The organism is Gracilinema caldarium (assembly GCF_029265695.1).
GTDB lineage: Bacteria > Spirochaetota > Spirochaetia > Treponematales > Breznakiellaceae > Gracilinema > Gracilinema caldarium_A.
Genome location: NZ_JAJUHW010000002.1, coordinates 97216 through 110842, shown reverse-complemented (window position 1 = coordinate 110842; position 13627 = coordinate 97216). Strand labels below are relative to the sequence as shown.

At 47.5% G+C, this 13627-nt stretch carries 12 protein-coding genes; 1 reads left to right on the top strand and 11 read right to left on the bottom strand.

Annotation, left to right across the window (positions count from 1 at the left end; translation table 11 throughout):
• Positions 1-27: 27 nt before the first annotated feature.
• A complete protein-coding gene (locus Q7P68_RS01455) occupies positions 28-1302 on the top strand; it encodes a glucose-1-phosphate adenylyltransferase (protein ID WP_304221892.1) in 1275 nt (424 codons plus the stop codon).
• Between the two features lie 128 nt (positions 1303-1430).
• Here Q7P68_RS01455 and Q7P68_RS01450 read toward each other — a convergent pair whose 3' ends face one another.
• The 11 genes from Q7P68_RS01450 to ftsY are packed head-to-tail and all read right to left on the bottom strand — an operon-like array spanning position 1431 to position 13623.
• Positions 1431-1916 (bottom strand): glutathione peroxidase, encoded by a 486-nt coding sequence (locus Q7P68_RS01450; protein ID WP_304221890.1) that lies wholly within the window; start codon positions 1914-1916, stop codon positions 1431-1433.
• Positions 1917-1932: 16 nt separating this feature from the next.
• Positions 1933-3423 carry an aminotransferase class V-fold PLP-dependent enzyme gene (locus Q7P68_RS01445; RefSeq protein ID WP_304221888.1) on the bottom strand — a complete coding sequence of 497 codons (1491 nt, stop codon included), beginning with the start codon at positions 3421-3423 and terminating at the stop codon, positions 1933-1935.
• Positions 3423-4130: a fumarylacetoacetate hydrolase family protein gene (locus tag Q7P68_RS01440; RefSeq protein WP_304221886.1), complete on the bottom strand. Its 708-nt coding sequence runs from the start codon at positions 4128-4130 to the stop codon at positions 3423-3425. Before Q7P68_RS01440 ends, Q7P68_RS01445 begins: the two co-directional genes overlap by 1 nt.
• A gap of 14 nt (positions 4131-4144) precedes the next feature.
• Entirely contained in the window at positions 4145-6715 is a 2571-nt protein-coding gene (locus Q7P68_RS01435; RefSeq protein ID WP_304221883.1) for an ATP-dependent Clp protease ATP-binding subunit, read from the bottom strand.
• A 1-nt stretch (position 6716) separates the two neighbouring features.
• Entirely contained in the window at positions 6717-7814 is a 1098-nt protein-coding gene (locus Q7P68_RS01430; protein WP_304221880.1) for a hypothetical protein, read from the bottom strand.
• Positions 7807-8340 carry a UvrB/UvrC motif-containing protein gene (locus Q7P68_RS01425; protein WP_304221878.1) on the bottom strand — a complete coding sequence of 178 codons (534 nt, stop codon included), beginning with the start codon at positions 8338-8340 and terminating at the stop codon, positions 7807-7809. Before Q7P68_RS01425 ends, Q7P68_RS01430 begins: the two co-directional genes overlap by 8 nt.
• Positions 8341-8350: 10 nt before the next feature.
• Positions 8351-9619: an ABC transporter permease gene (locus Q7P68_RS01420; protein ID WP_304221875.1), complete on the bottom strand. Its 1269-nt coding sequence runs from the start codon at positions 9617-9619 to the stop codon at positions 8351-8353.
• The gene (locus Q7P68_RS01415; RefSeq protein ID WP_304221872.1) at positions 9616-10341 is read right to left on the bottom strand and encodes an ABC transporter ATP-binding protein; all 726 of its coding nucleotides are present in this window, start codon (positions 10339-10341) and stop codon (positions 9616-9618) included. Before Q7P68_RS01415 ends, Q7P68_RS01420 begins: the two co-directional genes overlap by 4 nt.
• A complete protein-coding gene (locus Q7P68_RS01410; protein ID WP_304221870.1) occupies positions 10331-11644 on the bottom strand; it encodes an ABC transporter permease in 1314 nt (437 codons plus the stop codon). The genes Q7P68_RS01415 and Q7P68_RS01410 overlap by 11 nt, the downstream gene beginning before the upstream one ends.
• Before the next feature lie 52 nt (positions 11645-11696).
• Positions 11697-12725, bottom strand: a complete 1029-nt coding sequence (locus Q7P68_RS01405) for an RHS repeat domain-containing protein (RefSeq protein ID WP_304221867.1) — start codon at positions 12723-12725, stop codon at positions 11697-11699.
• A 7-nt stretch (positions 12726-12732) separates the two neighbouring features.
• Positions 12733-13623 (bottom strand): signal recognition particle-docking protein FtsY, encoded by an 891-nt coding sequence (gene ftsY / locus Q7P68_RS01400; RefSeq protein ID WP_304221864.1) that lies wholly within the window; start codon positions 13621-13623, stop codon positions 12733-12735.
• Between the last annotated feature and the right edge of the window lie 4 nt (positions 13624-13627).

Here is a 13627-nt window from a genome sequence, read left to right as displayed (position 1 = left end):
TGCAAATAAAACTTCAGGAGGAGCATCATGTCTCAGGTACTTTCCATTGTACTAGGTGGAGGGAAAGGAACGCGGTTATTCCCACTCACCCAATCACGGGCAAAACCAGCCGTTCCCTTTGGCGGAAAATACAGGCTGGTGGATATTCCTATTTCTAACTGCATCAACTCGAATCTCAGGAAAATCTATATTCTGACCCAATTCAACTCAGCATCCCTCCATATGCATGTTGCCCATACCTATTCATTTGACTCCTTTTCCCGGGGTTTTGTAGAGATTCTCGCTGCTGAACAAACCTTTGAACATTCCGGCTGGTACGAAGGGACTGCCGATGCGGTCCGCAAAAACTTTATCCATTTTAGAACCCAGAATCCAAGCCATTACCTGATTCTTTCGGGGGATCAGCTGTACCGGATGGATCTGCAGGAACTCCTGAAACAGCATAAGGATTCGGGAGCTGAGGTTACCATTGCCTGTACCGCGGTTACCCGGGAAGATGCGAGCCAGCTCGGTATCCTGAAGGCTAATAAGAAAAACGAAATCACCGAATTTTTGGAAAAACCGGGACCGGTAAAAGATATTAGCGATTTTAAGATTCCTTCTGAATTGCTTCAGGACCGCAGAACAAAGGGTAAAGATTACCTGGCGTCCATGGGCATTTATGTGTTCGACGCCCAAGCTATGGAAGCAAGCCTGGATAACGATTACACCGATTTCGGTAAAGAAATCATTCCCTCCCTTATTGGGAAAAAGAAGGTTAACGCATATATTTACGACGGTTACTGGGAAGATATCGGAACCATTAAAAACTTCTACGAAGCAAACCTGGATCTTACCAGTCTAAAGCCGAAGTTCGATTTCTACGATGAAAAGGCGCCTATTTATACCCATATGCGGAATCTGCCGCCCTCCAAAATGAACTTCAGTAATATGAACCAGTCCATAGCGGCAGAAGGGTGTATCATTACCAACGCGTCGATTTCCAATTCTATCGTCGGTATCCGCACTATCATAGAATCTGGAGCCAGCCTGAATGGGGTGGTTTGTATGGGCGCCGACTTTTACGAATCAGAGGAGCAGAAGCGTCAGAATGCTGAAGCACGGCTCCCCGATGTAGGAATTGGAAAGGGCACCATCGTAAAGGGAGCCATTATAGACAAAAACGCCCGGATCGGCGAAGGGTGCCGTATCGGTATAGATGATCTTAACAGGACTGACGGAGATTACGGCCATTACCATATCGTGGATGGCATTATCGTTATTCCGAAGAACGCTGTCCTGTATCCAGGAACGGTAATTTAAGTCAGACAGAAGGCCTAAGAGATTTTTAATTGCTTTTGTCTCCGGAGGGGGCTGTCTAAAAAACTAAGACAGCCCTTATGTTTGGAAAGTTTATTAACATTTCTGGGTCGAAAGCAAAAGTTCTTCTTTCATTTTGCTAAAAAGGCTTCTATGTCCGCTTCTAGCTTTTCCGGTTCAACAATCGGAGCATAGCGTTTAACCATTTGACCATCCCGGGAAACAAGAAACTTGGTAAAATTCCACTTTATTGAATCTCCTATAACTCCATGGGCCTTACTGCGGAGCCAAACAAAAAGGGGATGAGCTCCTGCACCATTTACTTCGATTTTTTTCATAAGCGGAAAGGTGACCCCATAGTTTACTTCACAGAATTGGGCAATTTCTGCGTCGGAACCTGGTTCCTGGTGGGCAAACTGATCGCAGGGAAAACCAAGCACCATCAATCCCTTATCTCTATATTTCTCATATAAAGCCTGGAGGCCCTTGTACTGGGGTGTAAAACCGCATTTGCTTGCCGTATTCACCACAAGTAGCACTTTACCTTTGTATTGAGATAGATTTATTTCAGTACCGTCATTCCGTTCAGCGGAAAAACTAAAAATAGTTGTCTGCATAATTTCCTCCTCACCGCTAAGCCAGACTAAAGAGATCTTCCAAAGAAAAGGCTGCAAAGTCCCGGCCGTCTTTTCTAAAGAATTCCCCAGTTGCCTTATCAAAAAAATAATCTTCTGACCACCGAACTCCGTTTTCGCCAATTTCTTTTATAGCCCCAAGCACATAGGCCAGTTCATCATTGGTCATAGTCGGATGGAGTGAAAGCCTTACCCAGCCCGGCTTTTTAGAAAGGTCCCCCGATTCTACCTGGCAGGCAATCATATGGGACCATTTTTTATCAATATGGAGCAAATAGTGACCGTAAGTGCCCGCACAGGAACAGCCGCCCCTCACCTGTATCCCGTACCGTTCAGAGAGGAGCCGAACCACCAGGTTGTAATGGAGATGGTCAAAATAAAAAGAAAGGGCTCCGATACGGTTCCGCTCATGGTCTGCCATTATATGTAGTCCGGGTATATCAATAAGACTATCAAAAGCTAGATTGATAAGCTCCTGTTCCCGTTCGTGGATCGGCCCGCTTCCCATAGCTTCCTTTAGATCCATAGCCATGGCGGCTCGAATGGTACCGAGAAATGCGGGGGTTCCCCCGTCTTCCCGGGCTTCAATATCATCCACATAGTGGGCATGCTCCCAGCGGTCCGTCCACTTAACGGTGCCGCCGCCGGGATCATCCGGGGTAGTATTGTGGTAGAGCCGTTTATTAAAAACAACTATACCGGGAGAACCGGGTCCGCCTAAAAATTTATGGGGACTAAAATATATCCCGTCTAGATAGCCTTCACTGTCTCCCTCTGGGTGCATGTCTATGGGATCGTATGGCCCGGCGGCGGCAAAATCGACCAAGGCTATACCGCCGTGCTGGTGCATGATACGGGCAAGCTCCCTATAGGGAGGCCTGATGCCGGTAACGTTTGAAGCGGCGGAAAAGGCGCCGATTTTAACCGGCCGGGAAGCATACTGCTTAAGCTGTTTTTCTAATTCCTCTGGCTGAACCATAAACTGGCTGTCGGGTTCCAAAATAACCACATCAGCGAGAGACTCAAGCCAGCTTGTATGATTTGAATGGTGTTCCATGTGGGTAATAAACACCACAGGTCTATCTTTTTCCGGGACTTCGCAGTTTCCCCGGCCGCAGAGTCCCCGGGCCCGTTCGGGTATGCGGAGCCCCAGAATGCGCTGAAGCTTGTTGACCGCTCCGGTCATGCCAGAACCAGCGGTGATAAGTACATCATCAGGACCTACATGAACATGGGCCTTTATCCTGCGCCGAGCCTCATGGTAAGCCCGGGTCATGCTGGCTCCCAAGGCACTGGACTCCGAATGGGTATTTGCCACAAAGGGGTAAGCGACCTTAAGCATCTGCTCTTCTATGGGGCCGTAGAGTCGGCCTGAGGCTATCCAGTCAGCGTAAACAAGGGGGACTTGTCCGTATGGACCATTAAGGACAGCGTTTATACCTATAGTGTTTTTACGAAAAAGAGAAAAATGGGCTTCCCAATTTTGCATTATAAAATTTCCTCGATCACCGGGTTCCGCAAAATGCCGATACCTTCAATTTCTACTTCAACTTCGTCGCCGGCCTTTATGGGGCTTACGCCACTGGGGGTTCCGGTGGCAATGATGTCACCCGCTTCGAGGGTGAAATTGTGAGATATAAACGAAATAAGCTTATGAATGCTAAAAATCATATCCGCAGTGGAGGCTACTTGGGTAGTTTTACCGTTGACTCGGCAGCTAATAGCGAGTTTTTGCGGATCCGGCAACAGATGGGGTGGCACAATTACGGGGCCTATGGGGCCAAAGGTATCAAAGGATTTTCCCCGGAACCACCCGGAGGCGTCTGATTTCTGGATGTTGCGCTGGCTCACATCGTTAAAACAGGTGTAGCCAAGCACATAGTTCAGGGCATCCTGTTCTGTAACATGCTTACATTTTTTTGAAATAATAATTGCTAGTTCAGCCTCATGATCGATTCTGGGCTCATCAAAATGATATTCTTTAAGAAGGGCCGGAATCACAATAGGTTCATCGGGACCGATGAGCACATTGGGAGTTTTGGCAAACAAGACTGGTTCGCTGGGAACTTCGAGTTTTTTTAGGTCAAAAACCTTGCTTTCCTGGACATGGGCATGATAATTGAGCCCTACGGCTATTATTTTGGAAGGGGCAAGGCTTATGTACTCTTGAGTTCCTTTAACGGGCAATTGGACCATGAAAACCTCCTCGATCAGGACTTGCTCACCGGCTCAGTAGAAACCACTGGAACCGATGAAATAAGGGCTGGTTTATTTCTTTTCGGTTTAATGCTGATTTTGCCGTCCCGCCCTTCTGCGACAAACACCGTCCCTGCCGGATAGTCCTGTTCAAGAATAAGCACCGCCAGTACATCCTCCAGTTCCTTTTGAATTGCCCGGCGCATCGGGCGGGCACCATATTTTGGATCCCAGCCCTTTTCTATCAGAAGATCCTGGGCGCTTTGTTTTACCTGGATAACATAACCTTGATCATGGAGCCGACTGTTCAGCTCCTGTATTTCAAGGGCAAGAATAGCCTGGACCTGCTCACGGGACAGGGCATGGAAAACCACTATGTCATCTACCCGGTTGATAAACTCGGGGTTAAATAGCCGCTTGAGTTCTGCCAGGGCTGCAGAACGGATTTCTTCCAGGTTCATAATCCCCGTATCGGGGTTAAAACCGAGCCGGGCGTCCCGGGAAATTTCACGGGCCCCCGCATTGCTGGTCATAATGATGACCGTGTTGCGGAAACTGACCGTATGGCCCAGGTTGTCCTTTAATTCCCCCTCTTCTAATACCTGAAGGAGCAGGTTAAAGACATCGTGATGGGCTTTTTCAATCTCATCAAACAGGATGACCCGGTAGGGGTTTCGCCGAATTTTTTCAGTCAGGACCCCGCCCTCTTCGTATCCCACATAACCCGGAGGGGCTCCTACAAGACGGGATGCGTTGTGTTTTTCCATATAATCCGACATATCAATGCGGACCAGGGCTTCTTCAGTACCAAAGAGGTACTCGGCGAGCCGTTTTGCTAAGAGCGTCTTGCCAACGCCCGTGGGCCCTAAGAAAATGAAGGAGCCCTGGGGTCGTTTTAATGATGAAACACCGGCCCTGCTCCGCCGGATAGCCGCTGCAATCCGCTGGACCGCATCATCCTGGCCGATGACCGAACGGTGCAGTTCTTCTTCTATCTTTAACAGTTTTCGAGACGCGCTTTCTTCGAGCCGGGCAAGGGGTATGCCTGTGGCCTCGGCTACGACTTGCCGTATATCCGCTTCGGAGACTTCAGGCCGCTCTTCCCGGGAAAGCCGTTCCCATGCTTGCTTTACCGATTCGAGCTGGTAACGAAGAGACCGAACCTGGTCGCGGAGATCCGCGGCTTTTTCATAGTCCTGGGCTGCAACCAGGCGAACCTTTTCTTCCGTAAGGCGCTTTATCTCCGCTTCGATCTCACTGAGCTCCGCAGGTTTTATATCAGTCTCAAGTTTCCGTTTCGCCCCCGCTTCGTCCAGGAGATCGATAGCCTTGTCGGGCATAAACCGGCCTGTAATATATCGCTGGGCCAGGGTGGCCGCCGCAAGAATTGCTCCTTCACTGTAGACTACCCGATGATGTTCTTCATATTTGGATTTAATACCCCGAAGGATCTGTATGGTTTCATCGAGGGAGGGTTCTTCTATGGCCACCATTTGAAAACGTCGTTCTAGGGCCGCATCCTTTTCAAAGTGTTTTCGGTACTCAGACAGGGTTGTGGCGCCTATACATTGCACTTCGCCCCGGGAAAGGGCCGGTTTGAGCATATTAGAGGCATCAATGGTGCCTTCAGCCCCTCCGGCTCCTATTACGGTGTGTATTTCATCGATAAAGAGGATGATATTTCCAGCCTGGCTGATTTCCTTCATGATTTTTTTGAGCCGTTCCTCAAATTCGCCGCGGTACTTTGTACCCGCTACCACCGATGCGAGATCGAGGGCGAGGAGCCGCTTGTCTGCAAGGATTTCCGGAACGTTTTCTGAAGCGATAAGCTGGGCCAGGGCTTCCACCACCGCGGTTTTGCCGACCCCAGGCTCGCCTACCAGTATGGGATTATTTTTCGTTCTCCTGGCGAGGATGCGTACTACCCGGCGAACTTCCTTTTCCCGACCAATAACAGGATCCATAGCACCAAGCCGGGCCATGGAAGTGAGGTCCCGGGAAAATTCGTCTAATATAGGGGTCCTTGTTATTTTTGGACCCGAAGACGTAGCGCTGCCAAAAGCACCTGCGCCAGAACCAGCACCAGGTCCTGAACTGGAAATATGCGAATTATCCCGAGGATCTTCGGCAGGGCCATCGTCTCTGAATTGTCCTAACACGAGCTGTATGGTGGAACGAAGCATCTCAGAACTGATATGTTTTTCGGCAATATACCGGGCAGCCGGTGAATCCTCTTCCCTCACCGAGGCCAATAAAAGATGTTCCGTTCCGACATATTCGTGTCCAAAAGCGCGGGCTTCTTCGGCCGCAGCCTCAAGAAGCATCCTGGCACGACGGGACGGCGGGACATCGCCAAAAATAAAGGTTCCCGTTTTTTGCGGTATTTCCCGTTCAAGGACATGGCGAAAATCCTGCAAATCGATGGCCAGATCCTCGAGGGCTCTGCAGGCTGTACCGGATCCATCTTTAATAATCGCCACGAGTATATGTTCAGGCAGAAGCTGATCGCTGTGGAAGCGGCGAGCTTCATCCTGTGCGATAACCGTTAATATTCGTTGGGCCCGTTGGGTCAAACCTTTAAACAAATTAAATCTCCCCCTCTATATGGTACTGCGAAAGTATGTTCCGGACAAGTTTTGATCTGAGACTTTTTGATAATTTTTCCGATCTCTGATCGGCAGGATAAGCTTCCAGGGCTTGCCGTACCAGCGTTTCTGTGCCAAACCACAATCGGTCGCAGTCTTTCAGAATCCCTTGAGCACTGCTCATCGGCAAACTGCCATATACAATACCGGCTCGCAAATCTGAAATGAGGCTGCGGCACTCCGTTTTAGACAGAAGCTGTGCATGAGTTAAAAGCGCATAAGCACGCCAGGACTTGTCCTTTATTTCTTCCGAAAGCTTTTCCGCAAGCCGCTCCCTCGTGGCCCGTTCACCCTTCATAAGACCTTCAAGGGCATTTGTTATTTTTTCAAGCCCTTCCTGTTCAGAAACTCCCAGGGGTACTGTATAGGTTAGTTGAATAAAAGGGCTCCTTATCTCTTGCTGCGATAGGTCTTCTTCATCCTTTTGCTCCTTTGTATCGTATACTGAAATTGCAAAGCCCTGGGCAAGGAGTCCCTTCATAACTCGATCATACATATCACTGTCTATAATACCCGGCAAAAACAAAAGGGCTTCAAATTCCATTCCGCTGCCCGTATGAATAGGGTCTGGGTTAAGAAATCCATAGGTTTCGGTGCAGGCCCAGGAGAGGCGTTTATCAAGCTGAGTATCAATGGCTACTAGATCCTGAAACTGTTCCAAAGGCTGAGATCCTGGTCCCATGAGCGAAAAATTAATATGGGAATGAATATTTATGGTCGCAAGAAAGGCCTTTTCCCCGATAAAAACCGCTTCTCCCGCTTTCAGGGTTAACACCTCTGGAATATCAAAAACCTCCCGAGCAGATAATTGACAATCTCTAGAACTCTCAGGTCCTATTAAAATATAGGGATCAATCTCGAGGCCCTTAAGGGCTGCAAGCACATTATTAAGAACCCCTTCCTTGTCTTCCGGGGAAGCACGATGAGGAAACAGTTCATTTTTGAGGGATCGATGAAAGCCGAGACGGCTATACAGAATACAATCCTGCTGATGATTTGGGCCAAACCAAAACCAGTTTTCAAGACATGTATTATCCACGACGTGCAGCTCCCATTTCTAGAATCCGAATCCGGTCCCGGTAGATTGCGGCCTGCTCATAATCTTCCCTTTCAACTGCAGCCTGTAAAAGGTTCTTCAGTTGTTCCAGCTCCTGCTTTTGGGCAATTGCATCAGAAACTTGGATCGAAAAACGGCCCCTATGCTGTTGAGCCCCCTGTTTTTTAACATGAGGTACAACCAACAGATCTCCAAATACATTCCAGCATGTTTCACAGCCCGCAAGACCTTGTTTTTTAAGTTCCTGTAAAGAAAGTCCGCAGAAGGGACATTGTTCGGGATATTTTTTTTTCGCTTTTCCTAAGGGAGAAAGGCCCGATGCGGGCACTTTATCTAAGGGCAGTTTCTTAAGCAGATCTGAAAGCGCCTTGCCTATATCACCTTCCAAATTTTGTAAACCATGTTCGTAGGCACATTGGGAACAAAGATGCAATTCTGACTGTCCCCCCGCACCCACCTGATGAATAAATACAATTGCTTCCCGTTTTCCGCAAATATCACAAAGCATATGTCCATCCTTAATATTTCTGTAATATTTCAACCGGTAATAGTTTGCCAGCCTGACGGGCACCACCCAGGGCGGCAATCATAGAACCAAGCACGGTAATCACAAACAGTATGCCAACAACCGACCAATTAACCACAATAGGGATCCGTTCAAGATAATAGGAGGGGTTAAGAATCACAACCGGATCTCCATGGTACAAACTCGAAATTCCAGACAGGATAAATTCTAATCCATGGATGATTTCATTGATAGTATACCCAATTCCCAGTCCCAATGCGATTCCTATAGCAGAACCGATAAAGCCGGTGATTCCAGCCCCTAATGAAAAAAGCAAAGAAATATCGAAAGGAGCTGCCCCATAGGATTTAAGGATGGCTATTTCACGCCGCCGTTCCACCACCAGCATACTGGTTGCGGACGCCACATTGACCGCTGCAACTAAAACAATAATTGCCATAATAAGAAGCAGCATCTGTCTGGTAGATTCAAAAGACTGGTATTGGGTAGCCTGCAGCTCTTTCCAGTTGTACACTCCACTAGTATCGCCTAACCGTTCTTGGATTACCGCAGCGGTTGACTCAAGTCCCTTATAGGGGTTCTTAGTTTTAATAACCAAAAATGATTTAGAGGTATCCGAAGACAGTATAGAACGGCCTAAGTCATAGGGGATAAAGCACCATAAAGAATCCAGTTCACGATACCCTGAAGAAACAATGCCACTTACAGTGAGGGCCGTTATCCTCGGTATCATATTCCCCGTATTTGTATTTTTAACTGTCATAAGCCGTATGGTATCACCTGGCTTGGCACCGATAGACTCAGCCACCTTAGTCCCTATAAGACATGATCTTGGGCCAGACAGGCTCAGTTCCCCTGAAAGGAGTGAAAGATATTGGCGGGTACCAGGATACTCAATATAATTGTGCGAAACAGATCGAAGGGTAACACCGGTTTTACCATTGGGCCCGACCACTATGCCAAGACCGTCCCGTTCGGGACTTATTAGACTAACTCCTTCAATATCCTGTATATGGGGTATTAAAAGGGAGACCTCTTCCTGTGCAGGCCCATAGGCATAGACCTGCAAATGGCCAGTCCCCAGTTCTAAATAACGGTCAGTAATTCCCTGTATCATACCATCTGAAACGATGAGGGTTACCATGATGGGAATCATACTGATTGCTATTCCCAGAGCAGCCCCCCGCAAATACCTGCTACCTTCGGGAGACCTGCCTAAGAGATACCGCAGGGCAATAAAAAAACGTACCCGTTGTCTCATGGAGAAACTCCGCTATCGTCCTGGGTCATAAGGATACCTTCATTTAGTTTGAATCGGATTTCTGCCCGCCGCGCTATTCCTTCGTCATGGGTCACCACAATGAGGGTTTTTCGATATTTTTCGGCATTTGCAAAGAGAAGTTCCGCCACAGACTGACTGTTGTATCGATCCAGATTGCCCGTAGGCTCATCGGCTAAAATCACATCCGGATCATTTACCAATGAACGGGCCACGGCAACCCGTTGGCGTTCCCCGCCTGAAAGCTGGGCTGGATAATGGCCGAGCCGGTGTTCCATTCCTACATCGGCAAGCAAAAGTCGAGCCTTTTCCAAGGCATCCTTTTTGGAGGCCCCTGCCATGTAAGCAGGAAGCATTACATTCTCAAGGGCCGTAAAATCCTTAAGGAGATAATGGAATTGAAAAATAAATCCCACATGCCGTCCTCGGTATTCATTGAGCTGGCGCTCATTGAGCTGTTCTAGCAGGTATTTCCCTACCCGGACGGAGCCCGCATCGGCCCGGTCAAGACCGCCAAGGATATTAAGCAGGGTACTCTTGCCGCTGCCGCTTTCTCCAGTGATTGCCACGCTTGAACCTTCTAAAACAGAAAAGGACACGGATCGTAAAATTGCCAGGGTTTCAGTCCCGGAAAGATAGGATTTATGGACCTCCCGAATCTCAAGAGCAGGAACAGAAGTCTGCATCGTTTCATTACTGATCATAGCGAAGCACCTCCGCAGGATAAAGCTTGCTTACCGGGCCAGCAGCCCAGAGGGACGCAAGGGTGGCTGATAAAAGGCCAAATAAATAGATAATCAAAACTTCAGAAGGCACCAGCCTGCATGGAATATCCTTTAAATAAAAAACTTGGGGAGAGAAAAAGGTAATTCTTTGGTCAAATTGGATCGCATTGCCGGATATAAACGTTACTATAACATTTGCAGTTCCAATAAAACCATTCACGAGACCCTCGAGCATTATAAAAAACATTTGTATATTATTTGCAAACCAAAGAGCCGGCAGCATGCCGAGGGTTGCCCCTGAGAAACCTACCACAAACCCGTTAATCGCAAAAATTGTTTTAATCGACGGCACAGATGCTCCCATAGCCCGAAGTAATCCTATTTCTTCTCTCCGTTCCAAAACCGATTTTCGCTGCGATTGGTACATATTCAGGGCAACGACAACAAATATAAGTCCCACTAAAAGAAACATGGTCAATTTTTCTGTTCTGAGGGCTCCGAAAAAAGAACGGTTATATTCCCGCCAGGTTGTTATTCGGTTTGACCAATCTGGGTTGGTTTTTGCCAATTCTTTTTGAACCTGTTGGTCCATCCAACGATCATGGAGCTTAACGCCTAGCTGCACAGTGCCCTTTCCTTCCTGAAGAGCTATAGCACGGTCCATATTGATGAACGCCCAGGAGGAATCAAATTCATAATAATTGGAGCGAAATATGCCTGTGACAACAAAGGTATCCAGCTCTGGCCTTGTCTCTCCAAACAAATCACCGCTTATTGAAGCCAGTGAAACAGGGTCTCCAATCCGTACACCTAAGATACGGGCTAATTCTGTACCAAGTATAATGGAATCGGTTTTATCGACAGCAAAGCTACCAGCCTGTAAATGGAGAGCCTGTATCATGGCAGGATCACGCCCTGCCGCATCGGCAGGGAGGCCCCGCACAAGCGCAACCTGCTGATTTTTTCGCGTTCCCCGGATCAGGGCTTGAAATTCCGAAAAAGTGATTGCCGAGCGAATATGAGGGTTTGAAAGCCATGGTTCCGTGCTCTCCTCTAATGGCTTTTCAATACGGAGATGAAATGAAGAAATCTCAAGGATGCTTTCTATAAATCCCATTTGGAAACCATTCATGATGCCGATGACAATAATGAGTGCAAAGACACCGGTAGCGATGCCTATAATAGTGAACATCGATGAAACTGAAGCGGAAGATCTGCGTCGTTTTTTAGACCGCGACAAATATCGTAATGCAATAAAACCTATCCAGCGTCGTTTGCCCATAGATTATGTTTCTCCTGAGCAGCAGAAAAGATACACCATGATTTACTCCCTGCTATGGTTTAAGTTGTTGGCGTCTAGGCCGCTGCTCCTGTATCTTTATTCCATTAACCCATATAGTTTTAAGAACAAGCTGCCCTTTATCATATAATTCTTCGATTTCCTGGTTTCCTTGAATAATAATTTGCCGCTCCAGTTGGGTACCAGCGTAGTATTTTTCGCTTATTCGGTTTCCCTGTGCATCATAGGTATATTCAATTCTTTTTGTAGGGCCCTGCTCATCAATGGTTACCGTTACCAGCCGATCCTGTTCCCATACATTGGTCCGCTCATATAGTACACTGCCATCTTGTTTTTTATGCTGCTCCCGTATCACCCTGCCCCTTGAATCAAGATTATACAAAATTATGATATCCTGTAAGGTCTCAGTTTTTATAGTTTCTGGGATGACAACAGCCCCGGGCCCCGGCCTGTTAAGGCTCGTGAGGGATGGGACATTCTTTGAAAACCATTCAGTTTTAGCAGAAACGAGAGATTCTTTTGCTGGCACTCTTTCTATGATACGCAGTAAACCTGAGCGGTCATAGCGGTAAAAGTCAGTGAATATGAGCGAACCTTCTTCCATCGGAGGAGCTGCAAAAGTTTTAGATACGGAAATGCGATCTCCCGCAAAAACAAATACCCTTCTGAACCAGTCAGAATCTTGAACAGCCCAGTATTCTTCTATAAGCTGCTGTTTTGTGTCATAACACTCTATCCATGAATAACCTTGCGTGTCGAATTGGGATGCGTAGAGCATCTTGTTTTGCCCATCCCAAAATTTGTATCTGCTGAGCGTTACTTTTTCATTATGGTAAAGCCGCTCAGCACTCATGCGACTTGCTTTCTTTCCAATATCCTGGAGCATTTCAGGCAGTTCCGATAGAGCCGGTTCGTAAACTTCCAAAGCATATTCCTGGCGCAGAGCTGCAAGCTTACCCATTTGTTCCAGCGCAATACCTCCCGGACTGGAACGATACCAGTCCGAAGCAGAAATCGGAAACAGAACAAGGATGAACAGACAGGGGAATAGCTTTGTTTTCATAAGCGGATTAGGATATTCCTATAAATTCTTTGACAAAGGCTTCAGAATCAAACTGACGGATGTCGTTATATTGTTCTCCAGTGCATAGATAAAGCACCGGGAGCGATAAGGACTCAGCCAGAGAAAAGATAACTCCGCCCTTAGCGCTTGAATCATATTTAGTAAGGATGACACCGTCTAATTTTACTGCACTGTGGAATACCTCTGCCTGGGCAAGCGCATTGCGTCCTGTAGTGGCATCCAGTACCAATAATTTGTAATATCGCGCATCCTGCGCTTTGGATAGCACAATCCTATCGATTTTTTTTAATTCTTCCACAAGAGCAGATTTTGTGTGCATGCGGCCAGCGGTATCTCCAATCACGAGGGGAGAAGCGGATGCCTGGGCCGCTTCGATTGCATCAAAAACGACGGCCCCAGGGTCACCGCCCTGCTTATGGGCCACTACCCGCAATCCAAGCCGTTCCCCGTGTATTTTAAGCTGATCTATAGCGGCAGCCCGGAACGTATCGGCTGCTGCGAGGATGGGCCGGATCTGGTATAGGCGCTGATACTGACTGGCAAGCTTTGCGCAGGTTGTCGTTTTGCCGACTCCGTTTACACCTAAAAGAAGCATTATAGTCAGCCGATCGGGCTTTTGTAATACAGCTTGAGATTGTGGCACTTTCTGTAGCTGCTCGGTAAGCAGCTGAGATAGTATTGTTTTCACTGCTTCGACTTCGCTCGCACCCTGCTTTTTGCAATAAGCCTTTAAGGCATCTACCGTTTTATAAGCCTCTGCAGCGCCAAAATCACCTTCTACAAGCAAATCAGTTAAATCATCAAAGAGTTCATCAGAAAGTCTCCCTTCAAGTCCCAGAAGACGCTTTAACTTATCCGCAAATGTGCCGCTTGCCACAAAT

Excerpts from the sequence above, each read along its gene's own strand:
- Q7P68_RS01455 (WP_304221892.1), top strand. The coding sequence starts at position 28 with ATGTCTCAGGTACTTTCCATTGTACTAGGTGGAGGGAAAGGAACGCGG.
- Q7P68_RS01450 (WP_304221890.1), bottom strand. The coding sequence starts at position 1,916 with ATGCAGACAACTATTTTTAGTTTTTCCGCTGAACGGAATGACGGTACT.
- Q7P68_RS01445 (WP_304221888.1), bottom strand. The coding sequence starts at position 3,423 with ATGCAAAATTGGGAAGCCCATTTTTCTCTTTTTCGTAAAAACACTATA.
- Q7P68_RS01440 (WP_304221886.1), bottom strand. The coding sequence starts at position 4,130 with ATGGTCCAATTGCCCGTTAAAGGAACTCAAGAGTACATAAGCCTTGCC.
- Q7P68_RS01425 (WP_304221878.1), bottom strand. The coding sequence starts at position 8,340 with ATGCTTTGTGATATTTGCGGAAAACGGGAAGCAATTGTATTTATTCAT.
- Q7P68_RS01420 (WP_304221875.1), bottom strand. The coding sequence starts at position 9,619 with ATGAGACAACGGGTACGTTTTTTTATTGCCCTGCGGTATCTCTTAGGC.
- Q7P68_RS01415 (WP_304221872.1), bottom strand. The coding sequence starts at position 10,341 with ATGATCAGTAATGAAACGATGCAGACTTCTGTTCCTGCTCTTGAGATT.
- Q7P68_RS01410 (WP_304221870.1), bottom strand. The coding sequence starts at position 11,644 with ATGGGCAAACGACGCTGGATAGGTTTTATTGCATTACGATATTTGTCG.
- Q7P68_RS01405 (WP_304221867.1), bottom strand. The coding sequence starts at position 12,725 with ATGAAAACAAAGCTATTCCCCTGTCTGTTCATCCTTGTTCTGTTTCCG.